The sequence below is a fragment of the Kitasatospora sp. NPDC058048 genome (assembly GCF_042885555.1).
Taxonomy (GTDB): domain Bacteria; phylum Actinomycetota; class Actinomycetes; order Streptomycetales; family Streptomycetaceae; genus Kitasatospora; species Kitasatospora lactacystinica.
The window spans coordinates 178,364-200,630 of record NZ_JBHVRT010000014.1 but is presented as its reverse complement, the minus strand read 5'-3'; the positions used below and the strand labels follow the sequence as shown (position 1 = coordinate 200,630).

Sequence of the window (22,267 nt, the reverse complement as noted above, 5' to 3'; positions counted from 1 at the left end):
GGCCCCCACTGGACCACCCTCACCAACGCCAAAAACACCTACGACCCCACCCACACCCTCACCCCCGGCCACAACATCTTCCCCTAACCCCAAAAACACTCCACTCACCGCAATGGAAAACATCAAGCACGAATCCCGGGATCGGAAACACGGATACCGTTCACCGATCGTGGAACCGAGCCGGAGCCCGGGCACCAATGACCAGAACCGCCAATTGAATGAAAAGCCAATGCAAAAGCCGCCAATGAGCCGGGCATGATCAGATGCTTGCGGCTCATCGCGCTGTCCGCCCGAATCCTGGGCGCACTCCGGGAACCGAGCGCCAACTCCCACGACCCACCAGCGGGACCGCTGCTCGTCACCCCAGCCCGCGTCGTCGTCGCTGGAATTGCCCTGAGCATTGCTGGGCGTGGAACTCCGTCCAGGACGGTGTCGTTCAGAGGTGCTGCCCAGTTGAATACCGGTTCAGGCCCCGTGCAGGGCTGATGCGTTCTCAGGAGATGGGACGTGACGGTTCACCAGCTTCGGGGTGAGGTGTCCGAGCAGAAACGAACGACGCGACGCCAGATGATCAAGGTTGCTGACACCGAAGATCGACCTGGAGTCGCGTCCGCGTGCCATCCTCAGGTTCGGGCGCAGGTCTGTGTGGTTCAAGCGCGACGGGTCGGCGGCCCTCTCGCCGCTCTCTTCCCCGAGGACCGGACGCCGAAGGCCCTCCCGCTCGGCAGCCCCCGGTCGCCCCTGCGCCACCCGCACGAAGGCTTCGCCGACGGGCGGCGCCGGACCCGACCGCGTGATATCCGCCGACCGACCGTCGGAGGGCCGTGGCATCATGCCGCCATGACGACGAGCGAAGCCCCCGCGACGGCGGCCGAGGCGGTGCAGGAACTTCGGGAGATCGCCCACGGGTGGGTCAACGGCCGACGCGCTGAACCGGATCTTCTGATCCGGGCCGCGCTCCGCGTCCTGGTCGCCGGCGTGGACACCCCGTCGCTGGTCCTCCTCGCCGCGCTCTTTCGCGGTGAGGAGGACAAGGCCCCGGAGCTGTTCGACCAGGTGATGGACGAGCTCGGCTTCGGCTTCCACTCGCCCGAGGACTACTGGGAGGGGCGGCTGGCGCTCGCCCGCTGGTGGGCCGCCGAGATCGTCGACGGGTGGCTCGACCCCGTCGAGGGCGCCTCACTCATCGTCGAGGATGTGGCCGAAGCCTACGGGAAATGCGAGGAGTTGGCACCCATGGTCGATGCGATGGTGGCGCTCATGGACCCCGCCGGCGCCGCATACCCGGACGATGTTCCCGCACATCTGACCCGGGCCGCCCACGAACTCCTGGCCCGCATCCCGCCCCCGTCCACCCCTCTCTGACAGCATGAGGGCGCCGTGTCCGTCGGAGGTCGGCTTTCGCCCGAGCGTTCGATGCACATGGTTTGGGGGCCGGTCACCCTGGAAGCTGTCTACGCGGCCCCGATCCGGCACCCGGTCGTACCAATGCCACCGAGAGCGCACAGCGCGGGGTCTCCTGCACCAGGCGCGTGAAGTCGGTGAACCGTGGGTCCGCGGCGTGGACGGACACATCGTCCGGCAGCCCTTGCAGTCCCAGATGCCGGTTCTGGCCTGGTCCCGATGCTCACGCACAACTGACGACGGATCTCCAGCGCGGGACCTTGCTGATCGCTTCAGAATGAATCGAGTCACAGGTCTTGCGTTCGGCGATCTTGGTCGGCAGGGCGTCCGGGTGCGTGGTGATCTTGTTCTGGACGGCCCGGGGAAGCACGTGGCTCCGCTGCTGCCACCCGTGCCGGGTAGTGTGCGGATACAAAGGATCAAGTGATTCCGCGGGCCGCACCACGGCCCGCGGACATGGGGAGGTCAACGTGATCGTGGGTACCGGCCGGAGGCTCGTCCTGATCCGTCATGCGCAGGCCGAACGGGCGACGGCGGTCGACAAGGAACGGCGTCTCGACGAGCGGGGGCGGGCGGAGGCGTCCCGGACCGGACGATGGCTCGCGGGTTCCGGTATCACGCCCGATCTCGCGCGGGTGTCCGGCGCCCGCCGGACCAGGGAGACCTGGGAACGCGTGGGCGCCGCGTTGCCGCGGCTCTCCGAGACGGTCCACGAGCAGCGGCTCTACGACCTCAGTGTGGGGATCCATCGGGGAGAAGCGGGAATCGGCGAGCTGGTCGCGATGGTGCGGGAGACTTCGGACGACGTGGGCGACCTGGTCGTCGTCGGACACAATCCGAGCCTGCCCGAGCTGGTCCGGCTCCTTGTCGGTACGACCGACGGCGACCTCTCGCGGCGGGTGGAGGAGTCCGGGTTCCCGACCGCCTCCGTGGCCGTCCTCGAGTTCGACGGTTCCTGGCAGAGGATCGGGCCCGGAGCAGCGAGGATCACCGCGTTCTGGACGCCGTCGCAGGGTTGAGACGGTGCACCCCGGGGCGTCGGCGCGTCCGACCCCCACGCGCCACCATCATGGCCGGCCCCACCAGCGACTGAAGGTCTACCGGTTCCAGACCGCCCGGCGACATCATCGCCGACGACATCCGGCGGTCGATGTCTGTCCGATGAGGTGTTCAGCTGGTCATTTTGCCGGTCACGCGGGGCGCCAGGAGGCGCCAGCCGGGCCTGCGACCTGGCCCGTGGCAGCCAGGTGTCCACCCGTGCCGCCGCATCGGTCCGGACACCGTCCAGGTCACGGACGTACGGACCGGGCGTATCGGACGGAACGGCCCGTCACGATCCATGATGAACTTCCGCCAGGAGCGACCTCACGCGGGCGTCCGCGTCGCCAACGGTCGCCGGAAGCCGGGTGCGGCGGCGGCGTCCCACCTGGCATCATGACTCCCGTGATCATGTGTCGAAAGGCCGATGCCGCGTAGGCGTCCACGCGCGCTGCGCGCTGAGCGACCGGTCCCCCGCATCTGGGGGCCGGCCCCGCCGTTCCGGATTCACGGGCTCTCCGCCGGGGCGAGCCGGGCGGTGTACCGGGTCGAGCGCCTGAGCGCCGGCTTCTACCTGCGCCCGGGGGCCACCGACCGGGCAGTGCGGCGATACCGCGAGTTCCTGCATCCGCCGGGGAGGCGTCCGCTGTACCCGCGGGAGTCGTCCTGCTCGTGCTCGGGGTGTTCCTTCGAGGACGTCAGGCACGCACGCGACGTGCTGGAGGAGGTCCTGGAGAGACTGCCGGGGCCGGCGCGCGCCGAGCTCGGCCGACTCGTGAAGCCGCTGGATGCGGTGTTCCTGCGCCGCACTCTCCCCGACCCGTTTCGCTCACCGGCGCCGGTGGCGCACGGAGTTCTGGTGGTATCGCCGTCTGGCCGAGCGGTCGGAGTGGGGGTGAAGGGGCCCGCGGCCCGGTGGGGGCGGAGATCGGCCACTCCGGGTGGACCGTCGGCCCGGGCGGCCTCGGGCAAATCTCCCGGCTCGTGACCTGCCGGGCCTGCGGCGCCCGTCCGTTGCGCCGCCCCGGACCCGACCGTCGCAGGTCAGCCATGTACCGGGGCGTGGTGGGCGCGAGGTGGCTGAAAATCATGTGCCATATAACCTGTGACATTGTTCTGATGGCCGGTCGGTGACAGGATCCACGCCAATCTCCTCATCTCCTTCACTCAGTCCGACCCCACGTCGGGCTGCCCCCACTCGAAGAAGGACTCGGCGTGCTCCTGCGCACAAGACTCTCCACGCTCGCGGCCGGCGTCGTCGCCTGTTGTGCCACGGCCACCGCCGTGCTGCCGGCCCAGGCCTTCGCGGCACCCGCCGCCGTCACCGCCGGCCCGGCCCTGACCGCGGCCGCCACGAACCCGACCTCGACCAAGACCGACCCGAACGCGCCCGCCGCACCCGCCGCGCCCACGGCCGGCACGACGACGGGCTCCGAGGAGCCCGCCGCACCCGCGGCCCCGCTGCCCCCGGCGCTGATCGGCGAGCGCCTCATGGGCGGCCCGGCCACCACGGCCGCCACGGCCGCGACCGCCGCCCCCGCCGCGCCCAAGTCCTTTGCCCCGCAGGCCCTGTCCGGCGCGGACGCGGCCGCTGCCGCCGCGCAGTCCTGCGCCCCGGCCGACTTCGCCGCCCGCACCGGGGCCGACCTGGTCGCGTTCATCAAGAGCTCGACCCCGGAGTGCATCCGGGGTCTGTACAGCAGCGGTGGCGCCGACCCGACCATCTTCCGGCAGTCCCGGATGCTGTCCGTCGCGGCCGCCTTCAAGGACCTGGCGGCCGGCTACACCGGCGACAACTCGGCCGGCATCCAGCAGCTGGCGCTCTACCTGCAGGTGGGCTACTACATCCAGTTCTACTACCCCGACGCGGCCGGCCCGTACACCGGCGAGCTCACCACCGCCGTCCGGGCCGCCCTGGACGCGTTCTTCGCCGGCGCCCGCTGGCACGACGTCACCGAGGGCAACGGCACCGTGCTCAGGGACGTGGTGTGGCTCACCGACAGCGCCAACGTCCAGGCCGGCTACCTGGGCGTCTACAAGCGGATACTGGACGACTACAACAACTCCTACAACGCGGTCCCGAAGATGGTCGGCGCGGTCAACTCCGTGCTGCAGTACCCGCTCTGGCGGGGCAACTCGAACCAGGACTTCGTCAGGGCGGTCGCCGCCGACCCGAGCCTCGCCGTCTCCCTCGCCGACTTCGCGATCAACCACAAGGACCTGATCGGCGGACCCAACGAGGTCCTCGACACCAACGCGGGCAACGACCTGGCCCGGATGGCCGGGAGCGGCCCCGCCGTCGAGGCCGTGGTCAAGCCACTGGTCAGGAAGGTGCTGGACGCCGCACCGCTGCTGACGCCGGCGGCGCCGCTGTACGTGCACACGGCTGTCCAGGCCGCGTACTACAACAGCGGCCAGTGCTCGTACTACGACATCTGCAACCTGCCCGCCAAGCTCACCTCGGTGGTCCTGCCGCACCAGTTGGTCTGCGACAACCGGACCATCCAGGCCCAGGCGCTGTCGGCCGAGGAACTGGCCACCGTCTGCGCCAGCCTGCGCAACCAGGACGCGTTCTTCCACGGCGTGGTCAAGGACAACGGGCCGATCCCGAACCAGTATGCCCAGAACGTCACCTTCGGCATCTTCGCCAACAAGACCGACTACACCACCTACTCGTGGGCGATCTTCGGCAACGACACCGACAACGGCGGCCAGACCGTCATGGACGCGACCGACCCGAACAAGCCGGCCGCGACCGTGATGTACCAGAAGACCTGGAACAACAACGACCCGGCCCGGGTGTGGAACCTCAACCACGAGTACACCCACTACCTCGACAGCATCTACGACCTCAAGGGCAACTACCGCACCCAGATGTCCGTCCCGGACATCTGGTGGGTCGAGGGCCTCGCCGAGTACGTCTCGCACAGCTACCGCGGCGCCACCGACACCGACGCGATGGCGCAGGCCGCCAAGCACACCTACAAGCTCAGCACCCTCTTCCAGAGCACCCCCGGCAACTCGGACTCGACCCGCGTCTACCCGTGGGGCTACCTGGCCACCCGGTACATGGTGGAGAAGCACCCGGCCGACGTCCAGGCCATGCTGGCCCGGTTCCGCGTCGGTGACTACCCCGGCGGCTACGCGGTCTACAACAGCCTCGGCACCTCCTACGACGCCGACTTCGACGCCTGGCTCGACGCCTGCGCCGGCGGCGCCTGCTACAACCCCGGCCCGACCGCCCTGTTCGACACCTCGGTGAACGGCGCGACCGTCAGCGTGAACGACCGGTCGGTGCAGACCGGTTCCGGCCGGATCACCGCCTGGCACTGGACCTTCGGCGACGGCACCTCCTCGGACGAGCGCAACCCGAGCCACACCTACGCGGCGGCCGGCAGCTACACCGTCGCCCTGACCACCACCGACGACACCGGCCGGATCTCCACCACCCCGGCCACCGTCACCGTGACCGCCGCCCCGGTCGTCCTGCCGGCCTGCACCGAGCAGCGCGCCGACGCGATGGGCCGGAACTGCTCCCGCGGCGGCCGCGCCGCGACCGCCGGCAACCTCGACTACCTGTACGTCTACCTGCCGGCCGGAACGACCACGCTGAAGGTCACCACCTCCGGCGGCACCGGCACCGCGCACCTCTACTACAACGCGGACACCTGGGCCTCGCCGAAGGCCTTCACCGCCTCCTCCACCGGCACCGGCACCACCCAGTCCCTCACCGTCACCAACCCCACCGCCGGCTACCGCTACCTCAGCCTGTACGCCGTCACCGACTTCAGCGGCGTCACGGTCAGCACCCAGTTCTGACCCCGACCCACACACCTGAGCGGAGCGCTCGGCCGGGCTTCCCGGCCGGGCGTTCCGCGTGGGCGTTTCGCGTGGGCGTTTCGGACGGGCGGTCCGGCCAGGCGTTCCGGATGGGCGTTCCACCGGGCCGACGGACGGGACGGCGTGCGGGACGGCGTGCGGGACGACCGGCCGGGCGGGCGGGCTCCTCAGCGGCGGCTGAGGTAGGTGAGGACGGCGAGGACGCGGCGGTGGCCGCTGTCGGCCGGCGAGAGGCCGAGCTTGGCGAAGATGTGGCCGATGTGCTTGTGGACGGCGTTGTCGGTGATGACGAGTCGGGTGGCGATGGTGGTGTTGTCCTTCCCTTCGGCCATCAGGGCGAGGACCTCGCGTTCGCGCGGCGTGAGGGCGGCGATCGGGTCGCGGGCGGGCCGGGTGAGGAGCTGGCCGATCACCTCGGGGTCCATGACGGTGCCGCCGGCGGCGACCCGCCGCAGTGCGTCGGTGAACTCGCTCACCCGGCTCACCCGGTCCTTGAGGAGGTAGCCGACGCCGCCGCGGCCGTCGGAGATCAGCTCGCCGGCGTACTGCTGCTCGACGTACTGGGAGAGGACGAGCACGGGCAGGCCGGGGTGCAGGCGGCGGACGCGGATCGCGGCGTGGATGCCTTCGTCGCGGAAGCCGGGCGGCAGCCGTACGTCGACGATGGCGACGTCCGGGCGGTGTTCGGTGACGGCGGCGACGAAGCCGGGGGCGTCCGGGGCGATCGCGGCGACCTCGAAGCCCGTGGCGGTCAGCAGGAGTTCCAGCCCGTTGGCCAGCAGGACGTTGTCCTCGGCGATCACGACGCGCACGGCAGGCTCACGGTGATCGTGGTCGGGCCACCGCCGGGGCTGTGGAGGTGGACGGTGCCGTCGAGCGCCAAGACGCGGTGGCGGATTCCGGTGATGCCGGTGCCCAGCGTCTCGTCGGCGCCGCCGACGCCGTCGTCGGTGACCTCGATCGCCAGCCGGTCGCCGTCGCGTGCGACGCGGACGGCGGTCCGGGTGGCCCGACTGTGCTTGGCGGCGTTGGTGAGCGCCTCGGCGATCGTGAAGTAGGCGACGGCCTCGACCGCGGCGGGGACCGTGTCGAGGTCGCCGGAGCCACCGGAGCCGATGTCGAGGGTGGTGTCGATCGCCGATCGGGAGGCCAGCGCGGTCAGCGCCCCGGCGAGGCCGCGGTCGGCGAGGATCGGCGGGTAGATCGTCCGGATCACCGCCCTCAGCTCCGTCATGGCCTCCTCGGTGTTCTCGTGCGCCTCCTCCAGGAGCCCGGCCACCAGCCGGGGGTCGTCGCTCAGCAGCTCCCGGGCCACGCCCAGCCGCATCGCGATGGCCACCAGCCGGGCCTGGGTGCCGTCGTGCAGGTCGCGTTCGATCCGGCGGAGTTCCGCGCCGTGCGCGGTCATGGCGTGTGCCCGCGTCTCGGTCAGGGTCTCCACCCGCTGTGCCAGCCGCGCGGCGGTCGAGGGGGACAGCAGCGCGACGCAGGTCCGGGCGTGCAGGCGGGCCAGCCGGGGAGCCAGCCAGTAGGTCAGGGCCGCGAAGGCGACGGCTTGTGCGGTCCCGAGGGTCAGCGCCGTGCCCCACCCGGTCAGGGGGACACCGGCGGCGAAGCCGCCCGCCCGGGTGCCGGCGGGCAGCGCCCACCACAGGGGCACCGTGACGGCCGTGGTCACGGCGTTGCCGGCGCACAGCAGCAGGACGAGGCCGAACGCCAGGGCGGTCACGGTGCAGGCGCAGAGCCAGCCGAGGACCCGCCACGGGCCGACCCGGACCGGGCCGGAGCGCGGAGAGCCCAGCAGCCGGTCGGCGCGGCGGCGATGCCAGGACGCCCAGGAGCGGGCCGTGACCGGGACGGCGAGTACGGGCAGCGCCAGCACGGCGACCGCAGCGGTGAACAGGCTCCCCAACAGGTAGCCCAGACCGCGCCACATCTCCGAAAGCCGACCGGCCCCATGGTGCTTCATCCGCACCAGTCTGGACCATGGGGGCCGGGCCTGGCATTACAGCCCACTACCCTCTTTTCAGACGGGTGAGCGGTATCGTCCGGCCTCCCCACCCGACCTAGCGTCAACGCCCATGACGACTTCACCGATTCGTGCCCCGCGGCGGCATCACCGATCCGTCCGACGGAACGTCACGCTGGCCGCCGTCGCGGCCGTGACCCTTTCCACCGGTGCGCCCTCGGCGCCGGCCGCCCCGCAGCACGACGACCGGCTCCGGATCCGGCTCCAGCGCGACGCCGACGCGCTCATCGCGGTCGGCGCCACCGGAGTCCAGGCCCGCGTGGTCACCTCCGACGGCCGGAACCTGACCGCCGCCGGCGGCGTCGCCGATCTGACGGGACGCCGGCCGGTGCCCCGGAACGGCTACTTCAGGATCGCCAGCATCACCAAGACGTTCGTCGCCACCGTGACCCTGCAGCTCGCCGGCGAGAACAGGCTCTCCCTGGACGACCCGGTCGATCGGTGGCTGCCCGGCGTGGTGTCCGGAAACGGCAACGACGGTCGCGCGATCACTGTCCGCCAGCTGCTCCAGCACACCAGCGGCATCCATGACGACTACCCGGACTACACCTCGGCGGAGGACTTCCAGGAGCACCGGTCGGACGCGTACACACCCGAGCAGATCGTCGCCCGGGCGATGGCCCACCGCCCGGACTTCGACCCCGACACGGGCTGGAACTACAGCAACACCGGTTACGTCCTGCTCGGGATGATCATCGAGCGGGTCACCGGGCACCTCTGGCACGAGGAGGTGAGGGACCGGATCGTCCGGCCACTGGGCCTCGATCACACCTTCCACCCGGGCACGTCGCCCACCCTGCCCCGGCCGCACGCCGAGACCTACCAGAGGTTCGCGGCCGGCGAGCCGTTCGTGGACGTCACCGAGCAGATCGGCTCGGGCACCAACGGCGAGGCCGGGCTCGTCTCCACCACCGCCGACCTCGACCGGTTTTTCGGCGCCCTGCTCGGCGGCCGGCTCCTGGCACCGGAGCAGCTGGCGGAGATGACCCGGACCGTCGAGGTCAGCGAGAAGTTCGAGCGGTTCATGCCGGGCGCCCGGGCCGGGCTGGGGATCTTCTCGCGCCGGCTGTCCTGCGGCGGGGAGTACTGGGGCCACGAGGGCGGTGACGCCGGGTGGATCAGCACCACCGGCGTCACCGCCGACGGCCGGCGCGGCGTCACGGTCTCGCTGTCGGGCGTCCAGGCCGCCACCGACGGGGACGTCCTGCGGGTGGCGGAGGCGGAGAACAGGCTGGTCGACGACGCGCTGTGCACGAGTCCGAAGGCGGGCGGCCGCCAAGAGCGGTGAGCCCCGCCGCGCCGCGAACGGCCCGCTTGAGGACAGGCCTGCGGACAGGTTCGAGGGCGCGCCGGGGCGTCACAGCGCCCCGGCGTACTCCGGCAGCCGCAGGTCCGAGTGCGCGGCCCGGCCCGCCTGCGCGCGCCCCGTCGCCAGCTCCTTCCCGACGGACTCCGGATCGCGCACCAGGGCGTTGCGGGCCTCCAGTTGTTCCCGCGTGGTCGGTGTCACCGCGGTGCCACCGCTGGTGGCCAGCGCCTGGTTGCGTTCGGCGAAGGGGCGCATCCGGCGCTCGTAGGCCGCGAAGGCGGCGCTGTGGTCGGGGTGGGTGGCCAGTTCGCCGGCCAGGACGTACGCGCCGACCAGGGCGACGCTCGACCCCTGGCCGGACAGGAAGGAGGTGGCGTGCGCGGCGTCGCCCGCGAGGGCCACCCGCCCGCGCGACCAGGCCGGCAGGTGGATCTGGCTGACGATGTCGAAGAAGAGGTCGTCGGCGTCCCGCATCGCCTCGACGAGGCGGGGAACGTGCCAGGCCCGGTCCGGGAAGCGGGCGGCAACCAGTTCGCGCTGGGCCCGCGGGTCGCGGAAGGCCTCGAAGGGCGGGATGTCGCGGGTGAAGGTGAGGAATCCGTGGACCCGGTCGGCGGGCGCGTGCGCGTTGAGGACCGCGCCGCGCCCGACCTCGCTCCAGATGACCGCCTCACGCGCGAGACCGAACTCGTTCGGGAGGGTGAAGCCGGCGAAGACGTGGCCGAGGTAGCGATGGAAGGGCTCCTCGGGGCCGAACACCAGCCGGCGCGTGTTCGAGTGCAGGCCGTCCGCGCCGAGCACGAGGTCGAAGGTCCGGCGGGCGCCGCTGTCGAACAGCACGTGGACGGCGTTCCCGTCGTCGTCCAGGGCGGCGATCGAGTCCCCGAAGAGGAACTCGACCCGGTCGCCCAGCAGTTCCTGGAGGGCGTAGGCCAGGTCCCCGCGCCGGACCTCCAGGTCGAGGCCGGCCTCGCCGCCGGTCAGCTGTTCCGGGCGCAGCGAGCCGATGCTCCGCCCGGCGGGATCGATGAAGGTGATCCGCCGGCTGTCGACGTGGGCGGCGCGCAGGCGCGGGAGCAGTCCCATGCGCCGCACGACCTCGCGGGCGGTGCCGCGGATGTCGATGGCGTAGCCGCCTCCGCGTACGGCAGCGGCCTTCTCGACGACGGTCACCTCGAAGCCGTACCGGTCGAGCCAGTACGCGAGCGCGGGGCCCGCGATGCTTGCTCCGGAGATCAGGACGCGACGGGCGGGGCGTGACACGGTGTTCATGGCTCTCATTTCCCCCGGCGGGCTGTCCCCGCCGGCACGTCGGTGGTACGCACCGGACGAGCAAAAGATACGTACCTCAGGTATCTTTATGGAGGCCATACGTCGCCCTCGCGGGCGGCGGCCACCCCCCACGATACAGATACCTAACTTAGGTAGGCAAATGGAGGCGTCCATGTCCGCCGAGGCCCCCGCACCGGACGGTCCGCGCCCCGACCTCCTCTCCGCGCTGACCCGGATCAGCCGCCTCGGCGCCGCCCTCAACCGGGGCCGGCTCGTCGAGCGTGCCGCCGAGGACGCCGGACTGGGCCGCGACCGCGCCGCGGTGGGCGTGCTCGTCACCCTGCGCACGGCCGGCAAGCCCTTGCGGATCGGCGAGATCGCCGAGCGGATGCAGGTCGTGGGCCCGCACATCACCCGCCAGGTCCAGGTCCTGGAAAAGCGCGGCCTCGCCCGCCGCATCCCCGACCCGCACGACGCCCGGGCCCGCCTCATCGAACCCACCGGCGCCGGAGCCGAGGCCACCGACCGCTATCTCGCCTTCCTGCTCGGCTGGTTCACCGACACCCTCGCCGACTGGCCCCGCCAGGACCGCGACGACCTCACCCGTCTCCTGGCCCGCTTCGCCGACGACGTGACGGCCCGGCTCTCCGGGCTCGACGACCTCGACGACCTCGACGACGAGGAGAGCTGAGGCTCCGCCCCCGCCCGCCACTGCGCGGACCCGTCCCCCGAGTCCCCCGGAACGGCGTTCCCACCGGGCTGGTACCGTCCGGCATGGACTTCTCCTCCGCCGGAACGGACGGGCCGCGCCTGGACCCCGACGCCCTGGCCCGCATCGAACTCGCCAACAACGTCCGGGGATCGCTGCCCTCGGCGGCGGACGCGGGACGGGCGGCCGCGCGCTTCCGCACCGCCGGGTGGCGGGTCCGGCGGTCGGGGTGGACCGAGTTCGAGGTGGAGAACGCGTTCGCCGAGCTGGAGCTCCTGCCGCTGGAGCCCGTGACGTTCACCGGGTTCGTGGACCCCGACCGGATCGGCGTCCTTCTCGCGGCGCTGGCGGAGGCGGGCCTGTCCTTCGAGATCGAGTTCACCGACGCGGACGGACGCGAGCACCTCCATCGCTCGGCCGACTATCCGGCATGACAAATGATTGTCAGGTTATCGACATGGGAAGGGGGCTGGCCAGAGACCGCACCTCCGGAAGGACACCCGTGCACCGCACCACCCTCAGGACCACCACCGCCCTGCTCGCCACCGTACTCGCCGGAACGGTGCTGGGGGCCGCACCGGCCTGGAGCCGCCCCGCGGACGGCACCCCGCCGACCCGTCAGGTGGAGGTGTTCGCCGAGGACGGCGGCATCTCCCGCGCCCAGGCTCCGGCCGCCTCCCCCTACCTCGCCGGCCACCCCCAGGGCCTGGCACCCGTGCAGGGGGACGGCGAGGTCACGGCACTGGTCCACAACGGCGAACCGGCCACCAAGCTGGACGTGGTGGTGATCGGCGACGGGTACACGGCGCAGGAGCAGGACAAGTTCCGTGCGGACGCGGACCAGAAGTGGCGCGAGATGACCTCCGTCGAGCCCTACGCCACCTACCGCTCACTGTTCAACGTCTGGACGGTGAACACCGTTTCCCCCGAGTCGGGCGTGACCGGGGACCCGGACCGGGCGACGGTGCGGCACACCGCGCTGGGCTCGTACTTCTGGTGCGACGGCGTGGAGCGGCTGCTCTGCGTCGACGAGAAGGCCGTCGAGTCGTACGCGGCGAAGGCCCCGCAGGCGGACCTGGTGCTCGTGGTGGCCAACACCGCCAAGTACGGCGGCGCCGGCTACAACGACGTCAAGTCCTCGGTCGGCTACGAGGGCATCGCCACCGTGGCGGGCAGCAATGCGAAGTCCGGGCAGATCGCGGTGCACGAGACCGGGCACTCGCTGGGCAAGCTGGCCGACGAGTACGCCTACGACGGCCAGGGGACGTACCAGGGCGACGAACCCGCCGAGGCCAACATCAGCACCCTGACCGCCGACCGGATGCGCGGCCAGGGCACCAAGTGGTCGCGCTGGCTGGGACAGGCCTCGCCGGACGGCGGCACGGTCGGCACGTACGAGGGCGGCGGCTACTACCCCACCGGGCTCTACCGGCCGACGGAGAACTCGATCATGCGCTCGCTCGGACGCGAGTTCAACCTGCCCGGGCGTGAAGCGATGATCGCGGGCTTCTACCGCCACGCCACCCCGCTCACCAGCCCCACCCCCGGCGGCAGTCGTCTCACCCCCGCGGACCGCCTCACCGTCGACCTGCCGGTGCCCGCCACCCGGCTCCGCTGGTACCTGGACGGGCGCGAGCTGCCCCGGCTGAGCGGCCGCACCGCGCTGGACCTGGCCGAGCTCAAGCTGACCGGGCCGCGCTCCCGGCCGCACACCCTCACCGCCGTCGCCACCGACCCGACCCCGGCCGTCGCGGACCCGGCGCTGCGCGCGAAGCTGACCGCGAGCCTGTCCTGGGTGGTCACACGCTGAGACGAGTCCTGACCTGCCGTTCGACCGGACCGGCACCAGACGGAACCCCGCCCCGGCCCCTGGAACTCAAGGGGTCGGGGCGGGGTTCCGTCGGCGCGGGGTTCCGGACGGGCGGGGTTCCGGTCAGGGCTTCACAACATCCACCCGAGTTGAGCGGTTCGTGAGGCAGCCGTGACGACACCGTGCTAAAACCTTCGGCGGGCCGCAACTCCCGTTGTCGGCCCGCACGGTACCGCATGTCCCGTTGTTCCCGCGCCGGACTCCGTGTCCGGCCACGACCCTGGGAGAACCATGCCCACCGCACACGCGCACACCCGCTTCGCCCGCCTGCTGCTCGCCGCACTGGCCGCCCTCGCCCTCCTGCTCTCGGGCGCGGTCGGCGCGACCCCCGCGAAGGCCACCACCACCGGCCTCGACGGCTCCTGGGCCTGCGAGGTCCCGGCCGGGTACGTCTACGACCAGGTGTCGATGAACCGCAGCTGCAGCGGCGGCGGCAGCTGGAACTCACCGCAGTTCCACCTGCGGACCCCCTACGACGGCCTGACGGCCTGTCGGAGCACGCCCGGCTTCGTCTACGACAACATCACCTGGGGTCTTGCCTGCAGCCAGATCAGCGGCGTGCAGTCCAACCAGTACCACCTGCGCAAGCCGGTCGACGGCCTGGTCGCCTGCATGGGCACCCCGGAGTTCACCTACGACTACCTCGTCTGGGGCACCGCCTGCAACCTCACCACGGGCGGCGGCCAGTCCAACGCCTTCCACCTCCGCAAGCCGTACAGCGGCCTCTGGGCCTGTGACGTCCCCTACGGCTTCACGTACAGCACGACCACCCAGAACACCGACTGCAGCACCTACCGGAACACCCCGTCCACCAAGTTCCTGCTGCTCGGCTAGCGTTCCCGCCCCGACGAACGGTGCCGGTCTCCCCGAACCGCGGGGAGACCGGCACCGTTCGTCGGGCCCGCTACGGCAGCGGGATCCGCACCACCTGCGGGTCGTGGTCGCTGAGCTGCGTGCTGAACTCGCTGTTGATGTGCACGATGTCGTAGCTGTACGCGGTGGCCGCGAGCGCGCCGGAGATCAGGATGTGGTCCAGCACCTGCGAGTTGCCCTCGTACACGTAGGTGTAGCGCTCGGGCAGCGGCAGGGTGCGCGGCAGGTCGGTGAGCGAGCCGCCGGCGGTGAGGATGTCGGCGGTCTGCGAGAACTCGAAGTCGTTGAGGTCGCCGAGCACGATGACCGAGGCCTTCGGGTCCACGGCCAGGATCCGGTCGGTGAAGTCCTTCACCACGGTCGCCTGGTCGTGGCGCTGGCTCTCCGAGGGGTGGGCCGGCTGCTGGTAGCGGCCGAAGAGGGGCTGGTCGCCGCCCTTGGAGTTGAAGTGGTTGGCGATCACGAAGACCGGCTTGCCGTTCCAGCGGAACTCACCGGCCAGCGGCTTGCGGCTGGAGTTGAACGCCGCGTTGGCCGGGTCGATCCGTCCGGGCGAGTACGCCAGCTGCGGCGTGCCGCCCGCGTTCACCACGGAGTCGGCGGTGGTGGAGCCGGCGCCGGGGCGGTCGGTGAAGGAGAGGCCGCGGTCGGTGCGGTACAGGAAGACCTGGCGGATGTTGCCGCCGGGCTGCCCGCCGTCCTGGCCGTCCACCGGGTCGATCTCGCGGTAGGAGTAGGAGGGCCCGCCGGCCGCGGTGACGGCCGCGGTGAGCTTGGCCAGGGTCTGGGTGGCGCTCACCGTGCCGTCGCTGGTGGCGCCGCTGTTGTCCTGGATCTCCTCCAGGGCGACCAGGTCGGGCGAGCGCAGGTTGGTGACGATGCCCGCCGCGAGGCCGTCGAACTTGCTCTGCGGGTCGGACGGGGCGAGGTTCTCCACGTTGAAGGTCGCGACGGCGAGCTGGCCGGCCGTCGGCGCGGCGGTGACCTCGGGGGTGGTGGTGCCGGGGGTGACCGTCGGGGTCGCGGTGACCTGGAGGGTGAAGTTGCCGAAGGCGTAGTCGAGCACGCCGACGGTGGCGCCGGTCAGGGTGTCGCCGACGTTGGCGGTCGGGGTGGGGGCGAGCGCCTTCCCGAGGACGACCCGCTCCGGGTTGCCGTCGTTCGCCTGCAGCAGGATGCCGCCCCGGTTGGTGCGGGTGCCGCTGCCCTGCGGGACGACGGGGAGCTCGCCGTACTTGTTGGTCGGACCGACCACGGCCGCGTCGTCGATCTCGACCCGCATGCCCTCCAGGGACTCCCAGAAGTCCAGGCCGTCGGTGGCGGGCTGGTAGTTCCCCGCGGTCTCGACGTCGCCGGAGGTGACGCCGGAGATGACCGCGGACGGGGGCACCCGCCCGCCCTGACCGACCAGGGTGGCGGCGGGCAGCGGCGCGTTGTGGGCGACCACCGTGACGGCGGGCGCGGTCAGTTCGGTGATCGACAGGTTGGTGGTGCCGCCGGTGCCGCCCGGGCGGAACTGGCTGACGGTGGCGCTCACCGTGACCGAGTCGCCGACCGCGACCGAGGGCGCGCCGGAGGTGTAGACGTAGATGCCCTCGCTGGTGCCGGGGTCGTTGTCGGGCTGCGGGTCCTGGTACCAGAAGCCGTTGGGGCCGACGGCCGTCACCACGCCGGGCACGGCGCTGACCGCGCTGCCGGCCAGCGGGGAGACCCGGGCGGCGCCCTGGATGTCGTGGATGCGGGTGCCGCCGGGGTTTCCGCCCCCGCCGGTGGAGGAGTTGCGCGGCGCGGGCGAGCCGATCGCGAAGTCCGTCGCGTTGTTGTCGGTGTCGGTGGCGCCGCCGCCCGTGCGCAGGGCCGCGGTGCCGTTCGACAGGTTGCCGGTCGGCGAGCCCTCGGCGGAGCCGGCGCTGGTGCCGTAGCCGACGAAGTCCTTCACCCCGGCCTGGGTCGCGCAGCCGGTGGAGCAGGTCAGCACCGTGCCGTTGGTGACGAGGGCGATCTTGCCGGAGGTCGCGGACATCGCGATCGTGCCGGTGGCGTCCGCCGTCGGCAGCGCGGCGCCGGTGCCGGCCCCGGCGGCCTCCTGGACGAGGAAGTAGTGGCCGGGCGCGATCGTCCCGGAGAGGGTGGTCCGCGACCAGCTGGACCCGGTGGCCGAGGCGTACTGCACCGTCCAGCCGGTGACCGACACCGGCGTGGTGCCGCGGTTGTACAGCTCGACGAAGTCGTTGGCGTACGGGGCACCGGAGTTGCCGCCGCCGCCGTACACCTGGCTGATCACGATGTCGGGCGAGGCCGCCTGCGCCACGCCGCCGGGCAGCGCCACCAGCGCCGCCACCACGGCCGCGGCGGAGGCCGCCGCCGACGTCCGGCGCCGCACTCGCGCCGCTCCCGGGGTGATCCGGGGGTTCAAGGTGCTCCGCATGAGGCTTCCTCCTGACCACCGTCCGGGCTCGTGGCCCGGCGGTGTGACCACGGACAAGAAAGGTCGGGCGCTGCGGTTCTAACAGCGCCACCAGATCCCTACCGGGCGCATCGGGCAACGGCCAGACGTACGGCGGAAGAACGTTTCTACGCGCGACAAGTGGGAGGGCGAACTCCGGATGGCCGGAGGCGACTTCCGCTCCCCACGGCGCCTCCGGCCCGACCGGGACAGCACGGAGCCCGGGCCCGGCAGCGCCACCGCCGCCGGACCCGGGCCGATTCCCGCCCGCCGGGTGGTCAGCCCGGACGGTGCTGCCGCGGCGGCGTCACCGTCGGCGTCGCCCGGGGCGGGCGCAGCCGCAGCGGCGCGAGTTCGCGTTCCAGGGCCCGCACGTCCAGCGCTATCCGGGACGCGATCTCGCGCGGGCCGGTGCCGGCGGGCAGCCGGCGCGACCAGGAGCGGGGCTTGGCCGGGCCGTCCTGGACCATGTCGAAGTTGAGCCGCACCACGTCGGCGACATCGACCAGGCTCACCAGGATCCTGGTGTCCGCGAGGTCGATGCTGACTTCGTTCCCGATGCACGAGCAGGCCACCAGGCCCTCGATGTCCGCCTCCGCCAGGTATCTGGCCAGAGGGACCGCCTTCCCCCGGACCAGAAACGGACGTTCCGCCGGATTCACCGGAACCGCCTCCTCCCCCAGCAGTCGAACGGCGCCTCGGCCGCGGCGCAAGCGCACCGCAACAGACCGGGCCCGGCCTATGCTCCACCACATCCGGTCGGTTCGCCAACTCGGGGTCTCACCAACTGAATTGGGAGAACGCACCGACCCGGCGCACCGGCGCACGCCCCCGCGCACCGATCGGGTCCGACGGCCCGTGGGCAGGGGCGGTCGCACGGCCCGGGAACGCGCGTGTGCCCGCCCGCACGAGGCGGACGGGCACAGCGGCGGTACGCGGGACGGGCGTGGCTCAGCGGCCGCCGCGGCCGTTCAGCACCAGGGAGCGGGTCAGGGCGAGCAGCCCGCCGGTGCAGAGCGCGGTGCGGAGCATGTTCGCCGGCACCCAGCTGTCCGCGAACCTGGCCCGCACGGCGGCGAAGTCGTGGATCTGCGACGGGTCGCCGGCCGCCGCCAGCTCGTTGTTGAGCGGGATGTTGACGCCCATGGTGACGATCAGCGCCACCACGTACAGCGCCGTCGCCAGGGCCGCCCACAGCGCCGCCCGGCGCCGGCCGGCCTTGTGCAGCAGCCAGGCCGCCAGGCCGGTCGCCGCGAAGGCGCCGACGAAGACCAGGCCGAACAGCCCGTTCTCGATCGACTTGTTGATGTGCTGCATCGCCGTCACGTAGGTACGGTCGTCCCCGGCCGCCAGGCCCGGCATCACCGACACGTCGAAGGCGAAGAACAGCCCGGCCATCAGGCCCATCGCGACGGTGGCACCCACCAGCAGCGGACCCGCGGCCCTGCTCTGTCCGACGCTCTGCACGGAACTCCCCATCCCCACACCCCCGATGGTCGACGGCGCCGTGTACGACAGCGGAACCGCGGTCTGATCCGAACGCATCCCAGGACCCTCTCACTCTTCCGGCTCCGCGCAGTGCGGCGCCGGCGAACGTGGAACACTCGACACCGCCCACCGTGCGGCGAGCCGCGCAACGAAACCGCGACAACCGGAACCCGGTTCCCCGGCAGGGCACGCGCCGCGGTGGCGCGTGCCGCGGAGCCGCGCCCGGGACCGGGACCGGGACCGGGACCGGGTCAGGGTCCGAGGGGCGAGGTTCCCGGCCTCGTCAGAGCACCGGGTCCAGGCCGCGCCGGTACCGCCGGTCCAGGACCGTCCGCCCGAGCAGCCGCACCGGGGCCGGGATGGTCGCCGAGACCGCCCGGACCGAGGCCGCGTCCGCGCCGTCGAACATCCAGGGCTGGAGGTAGGTCATCACCTGGGTCGGCGCGCTCCCGATGATCCGGCGCTCGACCCGCAGGTACTCGTCCACCGACAGGCCGGCCAGCGCCGGGAAGACCACCGGCTCCTCGTGCCGCAGGTGCTCGCGCACCAGGCTCTCGAACGCCCGGGCAGCCTCGGGGAGTTCGGCCCGCAGGCCGGAGCCCAGCACCCCGGCCACCCGCCGCATCGAGGCGTCCAGCGCCTCGTGGTCCTCCTCCAGGACCCCGCTGCCGTCGAAGCCCGCCACCCGGCCGCGCAGGTACGGCCAGAGGATCTCGTCCTCGCTGTGGTGGTGCCAGTCGATCACCGAGCGCAGCCGCCCGAACCACTCCGCGAGCGCCGCGGAGGAGCCCGCCGCGCCGCGCTGCGCCACGGCGGTCAGCCGTGCCGCGTCCCGGCGCATCGCGACGTGCATCAGGCCGAAGCCCTTGAGCTGCTCGGGCAGGGCGCGGAGCCCGTGCTCGGTCGACCAGATCGTCGTACCGTCCGTCATGACCAGACCTCCAGAGTCCGTTCGGATTTATCGACCAACGCCCGCCCGCAGGCGGCCGGTCGGAGCCGCCCGGACGGGTCGGCTCACGCGTTCCACACGCCGGAGGCGGCGGCCTCGCGGGCGTAGTCGGTGAAGTCCCGCGGCTCACGCCCCAACGCCCGCCGCACACCGTCGCCCAGCGAGGCGTTGCGGCCGTCCAGGATCACCGAGAACAGCTCCGCGAAGTCCGCCGGCAGCCCCGCCGCCTCCAGCACCCCCCGGTACACCTCCTCCGAGACCGCCTCGAACCGCACCTCACGCCCCGTCGCCCCCGACAACTCCACCGCCACGTCCGCGAACGACAGCAGCCGCGGCCCCGTCACCTCGTACACCTCCCCCGCGTGCCCCGCCTCCGTCAACGCCGCCACCGCCACGTCCGCGATGTCCTCCACGTCCACGAACGGCTCCACCGCCCCACCCACCGGCAACGCCAACACCCCCGCCAGCACCGGCTCCAGGAAGAACGACTCGCTGAAGTTCTGGTCGAACCACGCGCACCGCACCACCGTCCACGCGGCCCCCGACTCCATCACCGCCTTCTCCCCCGCCTCCGCGGCCTCCTCACCACGCCCCGACAGCAGCACCAACCGCCCCACCCCGCGCTCCGCCGCCAACCGCGAGAACGCCCCCACCGCCTCCACCGCACCCGGGAACGCCAGATCCGGGTAGTACGTCAGATACGCCGCACTCACCCCCTCCAACGCCCCCTCCCACGTCCCCTCGTCGTGCCAGTCGAACGGCACCGCACCCGAACGCGACCCCACCCGCACCCCGTAACCCCGCGCCACCAACCGGTCCGCCACCCGACGACCCGTCTTCCCCGTCCCACCGACCACCAGCACCACACCGGACTCGACCGCGAGATCCACCGCACCAGCCATCACGAACACCCTCATTCCAAGACTCGGAGGAAACACCGGAGACCGATCTTCGAGGGCGCCGGTTGCGCCCGATCGGTTCGTCGTCGTGGCACCATTCAAATCCCCCCTGCCCGGACGATCCATAGCCGCCGCTCTCAGCTCCATGCGCGAGCGTCTACGCCACCGATGCGCCACCGACCAGCGGTGCTCTGCCCGCCCGCGGTCGTCGAACCAGCCTCGGCCCGGGCTCCCCGGCACCCACCACAACACACCGCACCCCCGCCTGAAAGCTCTTTCCAGCGCCTCTCGACCCTTCTTCGACCGCGCGGCGGGAAGCACCGCGCACGGCGGCCGGAATCGGGCCGGCGGGGAATTCGCGGGGTGACCGGAAAGGAGAACCCCGAGCCCGGGACCGCGGAATCCGTCGCCGGCACCGATCGTCCCGAGGTACGGGCCCGAAGGGATGCCGCCCGCTGCCGACGGCCCGGCTCCGGTCCGGGCGCCGTCCGCCTTCCCGTTCGACCCGCTCGGCCGCTGCCCGGCCCCCGCTCGGCCCTCGCTCGCCGCCGGAGCCCCGCCGAGGTGCTCGAACACGCCCGCCCCCCGAGCCGGGCGGGTCCCCGGAACCTATCGAATCCTTGAACGCCATCACCTGATGAATCATCAGACTTGTTGCTGCTTAAGGGCATTGTCCGTGCACGGGCTCCCGTTCCGTGGATAGCATCTGAATTCCATTCTGTTCGAGCGCTAATCGCCTGGGAGGGGCGGCGCCGGACAGACCGACAGGAGACTTCATGCGCGTGTCCAAGCACGTCCACCCCGTCAGCAACCGCCCGACCGCGGCCGACGTCGCCCTGCCACCGGCGCTGCCCTATCCCGACGGCTGGTCCGCACTCGCCTTCTCCGCCGAGCTCAAGCCCGGCACCGTACTCACCCGCCAGCTCGCGGGCGAGGACGTCGTGCTGTACCGGCTGCGCAACGGCCGCCTCCGCGCGATCCGCCCCTACTGCCCGCACCTGGGCGCCCACCTCGGCCTGGCCACGGTCGAGGGCAACGACCTGGTCTGCCCGTTCCACCGCTTCGCCTTCGACGCCGACGGCCACTGCGTACGCACCGGGTACGGCACCCAGACGCCCAAGGCCGCGCTGACGCAGCTGCCGGTGCGCGAGGTGAACGAGGCGGTCTTCGTCTGGCGCCACCACGACGGCCGGGAGCCGGACTGGGAGATCCCCGCCTGGCACCGGCTCGGCGACGGACGGCAGCCGCTGCGGTACGCCTCCTTCGAGATGCCCGGCTACGCCCAGGACGTCATGGAGAACTCCTTCGACCTCGGCCACTTCGTCACCCTGCACGGCTGGCCCGAGGGCGAGCTGGCGGCACCGGTGGAGTTCGACGGCACCGGCTTCCACATCTCGATGCTGGTCCGGGAGACCTTCCCGCTGCTCGGAATGCGCGAGGTCCACGTCGAGGTGGACGGGTACGGCCTCACCGCCCTGCACACCGACGTCCACACGCCCTCGCTCGGCCTGGAGATCTGCTCACTGGTCATGGCCACCCAGGTCGCCCCCGGCCGGATGCAGCTGCGGCAGGCGAGCCGCTTCGTGATGGCGGAGCCGTCCGGGCTGCCGCCGGCCGTCGCCCGGACGGTCAGCCGGATGGTGACCAGGCTCCTGGCGGGCCCGATGTTCCGGCGCAACCTGGAGTTCACCTCGGCGGACTTCCCGATCTGGTCCACCAAGCGGTACGTCTCCCCGCCCCGGCTCGCCCAGGGCGACGGGCCGATCGGCGCGATGCGGCACTGGGCCCGGCAGTTCTACCCGCCGGACCACCAGGCGCACCTGCCGGGGCCGGCCTCGCTCGCCTCCCGGAACGGGCACGACGCCCCCCACGGACACGAGCCGAACGGGCAGGGCGCGAACGGGCAGGCCCTGAACGAGCAGGGCACTGACGGGCACAGCACGGACGGCCACGGCGGGGCCGCCGCGGACCGCACCCCGGCGGAGTCCTCCGGCAAGGCACCCAGTGGAGCCGTCCGGAGCTGAGCCGGCCCCGGCCGCCCCGCACCCGCACCCGCACCCGCACCCGCACCCGCACCCGCGCTTCCACCCGCTCGCCGCGTCCGCCCCGTTCCCGCTGCCCGCAACGGCTCGCCGCACTCG

18 protein-coding genes are annotated in these 22,267 nt (G+C 72.2%); 10 read left to right on the top strand and 8 right to left on the bottom strand.

From position 1 onward, the window contains the following. The 4 genes from ACFVVA_RS17415 to ACFVVA_RS17400 form a co-directional block, all read left to right on the top strand. The coding region (locus ACFVVA_RS17415; protein ID WP_387690391.1) for a hypothetical protein at positions 1-87 on the top strand (87 nt) is incomplete at its 5' end. A 753-nt stretch (positions 88-840) separates the two neighbouring features. Then, on the top strand, positions 841-1,365 hold the full coding sequence (locus tag ACFVVA_RS17410) for a hypothetical protein (protein ID WP_387690374.1): 525 nt from the start codon (positions 841-843) through the stop codon (positions 1,363-1,365). Positions 1,366-1,874: 509 nt separating this feature from the next. Next, a complete protein-coding gene (locus ACFVVA_RS17405; RefSeq protein ID WP_387690372.1) occupies positions 1,875-2,423 on the top strand; it encodes a SixA phosphatase family protein in 549 nt (182 codons plus the stop codon). Between the two features lie 1,234 nt (positions 2,424-3,657). Continuing rightward, positions 3,658-6,261, top strand: coding sequence for a collagenase (locus ACFVVA_RS17400; RefSeq protein WP_387690370.1), 2,604 nt, complete (start codon positions 3,658-3,660; stop codon positions 6,259-6,261). 188 nt (positions 6,262-6,449) lie between these two features. On the opposite strand, the gene ACFVVA_RS17395 is transcribed toward ACFVVA_RS17400, so the two are convergent. After that, positions 6,450-7,094 (bottom strand): response regulator, encoded by a 645-nt coding sequence (locus tag ACFVVA_RS17395; RefSeq protein ID WP_387690368.1) that lies wholly within the window; start codon positions 7,092-7,094, stop codon positions 6,450-6,452. Beyond that, positions 7,082-8,251, bottom strand: coding sequence for a histidine kinase (locus ACFVVA_RS17390; RefSeq protein WP_387690366.1), 1,170 nt, complete (start codon positions 8,249-8,251; stop codon positions 7,082-7,084). The genes ACFVVA_RS17395 and ACFVVA_RS17390 overlap by 13 nt, the downstream gene beginning before the upstream one ends. 193 nt (positions 8,252-8,444) lie before the next feature. On the opposite strand from ACFVVA_RS17390, the gene ACFVVA_RS17385 reads away from it, so the two are divergent. Beyond that, positions 8,445-9,599: a serine hydrolase domain-containing protein gene (locus ACFVVA_RS17385; RefSeq protein WP_387690364.1), complete on the top strand. Its 1,155-nt coding sequence runs from the start codon at positions 8,445-8,447 to the stop codon at positions 9,597-9,599. Between the two features lie 69 nt (positions 9,600-9,668). Here ACFVVA_RS17385 and ACFVVA_RS17380 read toward each other — a convergent pair whose 3' ends face one another. Then, a complete protein-coding gene (locus ACFVVA_RS17380; RefSeq protein ID WP_387690362.1) occupies positions 9,669-10,892 on the bottom strand; it encodes an FAD-dependent monooxygenase in 1,224 nt (407 codons plus the stop codon). A 172-nt stretch (positions 10,893-11,064) separates the two neighbouring features. Between ACFVVA_RS17380 and ACFVVA_RS17375 the strand changes: the two genes are divergently transcribed. From ACFVVA_RS17375 to ACFVVA_RS17360, 4 genes are all read left to right on the top strand, one after another. Beyond that, complete coding sequence (locus tag ACFVVA_RS17375; RefSeq protein ID WP_387690361.1) at positions 11,065-11,583, top strand: MarR family winged helix-turn-helix transcriptional regulator; 519 nt, start codon at positions 11,065-11,067, stop codon at positions 11,581-11,583. An 83-nt stretch (positions 11,584-11,666) separates the two neighbouring features. Continuing rightward, the gene (locus ACFVVA_RS17370; protein WP_387690359.1) at positions 11,667-12,035 is read left to right on the top strand and encodes a hypothetical protein; all 369 of its coding nucleotides are present in this window, start codon (positions 11,667-11,669) and stop codon (positions 12,033-12,035) included. 68 nt (positions 12,036-12,103) lie between these two features. Then, entirely contained in the window at positions 12,104-13,411 is a 1,308-nt protein-coding gene (locus ACFVVA_RS17365; protein WP_387690357.1) for a M64 family metallopeptidase, read from the top strand. Positions 13,412-13,702: 291 nt separating this feature from the next. Further along, positions 13,703-14,305, top strand: a complete 603-nt coding sequence (locus tag ACFVVA_RS17360; RefSeq protein ID WP_387690355.1) for a hypothetical protein — start codon at positions 13,703-13,705, stop codon at positions 14,303-14,305. A 70-nt stretch (positions 14,306-14,375) separates the two neighbouring features. Here the strand turns inward: ACFVVA_RS17360 and ACFVVA_RS17355 are convergent, their stop codons facing one another. The 5 genes from ACFVVA_RS17355 to ACFVVA_RS17335 all read right to left on the bottom strand — a co-directional run bounded on the left by ACFVVA_RS17355 (position 14,376) and on the right by ACFVVA_RS17335 (position 20,129). Then, positions 14,376-16,772 (bottom strand): lamin tail domain-containing protein, encoded by a 2,397-nt coding sequence (locus ACFVVA_RS17355; protein WP_387690353.1) that lies wholly within the window; start codon positions 16,770-16,772, stop codon positions 14,376-14,378. A gap of 296 nt (positions 16,773-17,068) precedes the next feature. Next, a complete protein-coding gene (locus ACFVVA_RS17350) occupies positions 17,069-17,452 on the bottom strand; it encodes a hypothetical protein (protein ID WP_359915173.1) in 384 nt (127 codons plus the stop codon). A 289-nt stretch (positions 17,453-17,741) separates the two neighbouring features. Continuing rightward, positions 17,742-18,269, bottom strand: coding sequence for a DUF1772 domain-containing protein (locus tag ACFVVA_RS17345; protein ID WP_387690351.1), 528 nt, complete (start codon positions 18,267-18,269; stop codon positions 17,742-17,744). 292 nt (positions 18,270-18,561) lie between these two features. Beyond that, positions 18,562-19,209 carry a hemerythrin domain-containing protein gene (locus ACFVVA_RS17340; RefSeq protein WP_387690349.1) on the bottom strand — a complete coding sequence of 216 codons (648 nt, stop codon included), beginning with the start codon at positions 19,207-19,209 and terminating at the stop codon, positions 18,562-18,564. An 83-nt stretch (positions 19,210-19,292) separates the two neighbouring features. Beyond that, positions 19,293-20,129 (bottom strand): NmrA family transcriptional regulator, encoded by an 837-nt coding sequence (locus tag ACFVVA_RS17335; RefSeq protein WP_387690347.1) that lies wholly within the window; start codon positions 20,127-20,129, stop codon positions 19,293-19,295. A gap of 773 nt (positions 20,130-20,902) precedes the next feature. Between ACFVVA_RS17335 and ACFVVA_RS17330 the strand changes: the two genes are divergently transcribed. Further along, the gene (locus ACFVVA_RS17330) at positions 20,903-22,150 is read left to right on the top strand and encodes a Rieske 2Fe-2S domain-containing protein (RefSeq protein WP_387690345.1); all 1,248 of its coding nucleotides are present in this window, start codon (positions 20,903-20,905) and stop codon (positions 22,148-22,150) included. The last annotated feature ends 117 nt before the right edge of the window (positions 22,151-22,267 follow it).

Coding starts and splice junctions, on each gene's coding strand:
- ACFVVA_RS17410 (WP_387690374.1), top strand. CDS start 841: ATGACGACGAGCGAAGCCCCCGCGACGGCGGCCGAGGCGGTGCAGGAA.
- ACFVVA_RS17390 (WP_387690366.1), bottom strand. CDS start 8,251: ATGAAGCACCATGGGGCCGGTCGGCTTTCGGAGATGTGGCGCGGTCTG.
- ACFVVA_RS17380 (WP_387690362.1), bottom strand. CDS start 10,892: ATGAACACCGTGTCACGCCCCGCCCGTCGCGTCCTGATCTCCGGAGCA.
- ACFVVA_RS17375 (WP_387690361.1), top strand. CDS start 11,065: ATGTCCGCCGAGGCCCCCGCACCGGACGGTCCGCGCCCCGACCTCCTC.
- ACFVVA_RS17370 (WP_387690359.1), top strand. CDS start 11,667: ATGGACTTCTCCTCCGCCGGAACGGACGGGCCGCGCCTGGACCCCGAC.
- ACFVVA_RS17360 (WP_387690355.1), top strand. CDS start 13,703: ATGCCCACCGCACACGCGCACACCCGCTTCGCCCGCCTGCTGCTCGCC.
- ACFVVA_RS17355 (WP_387690353.1), bottom strand. CDS start 16,772: ATGCGGAGCACCTTGAACCCCCGGATCACCCCGGGAGCGGCGCGAGTG.
- ACFVVA_RS17345 (WP_387690351.1), bottom strand. CDS start 18,269: ATGGGGAGTTCCGTGCAGAGCGTCGGACAGAGCAGGGCCGCGGGTCCG.
- ACFVVA_RS17340 (WP_387690349.1), bottom strand. CDS start 19,209: ATGACGGACGGTACGACGATCTGGTCGACCGAGCACGGGCTCCGCGCC.
- ACFVVA_RS17335 (WP_387690347.1), bottom strand. CDS start 20,129: ATGGCTGGTGCGGTGGATCTCGCGGTCGAGTCCGGTGTGGTGCTGGTG.
- ACFVVA_RS17330 (WP_387690345.1), top strand. CDS start 20,903: ATGCGCGTGTCCAAGCACGTCCACCCCGTCAGCAACCGCCCGACCGCG.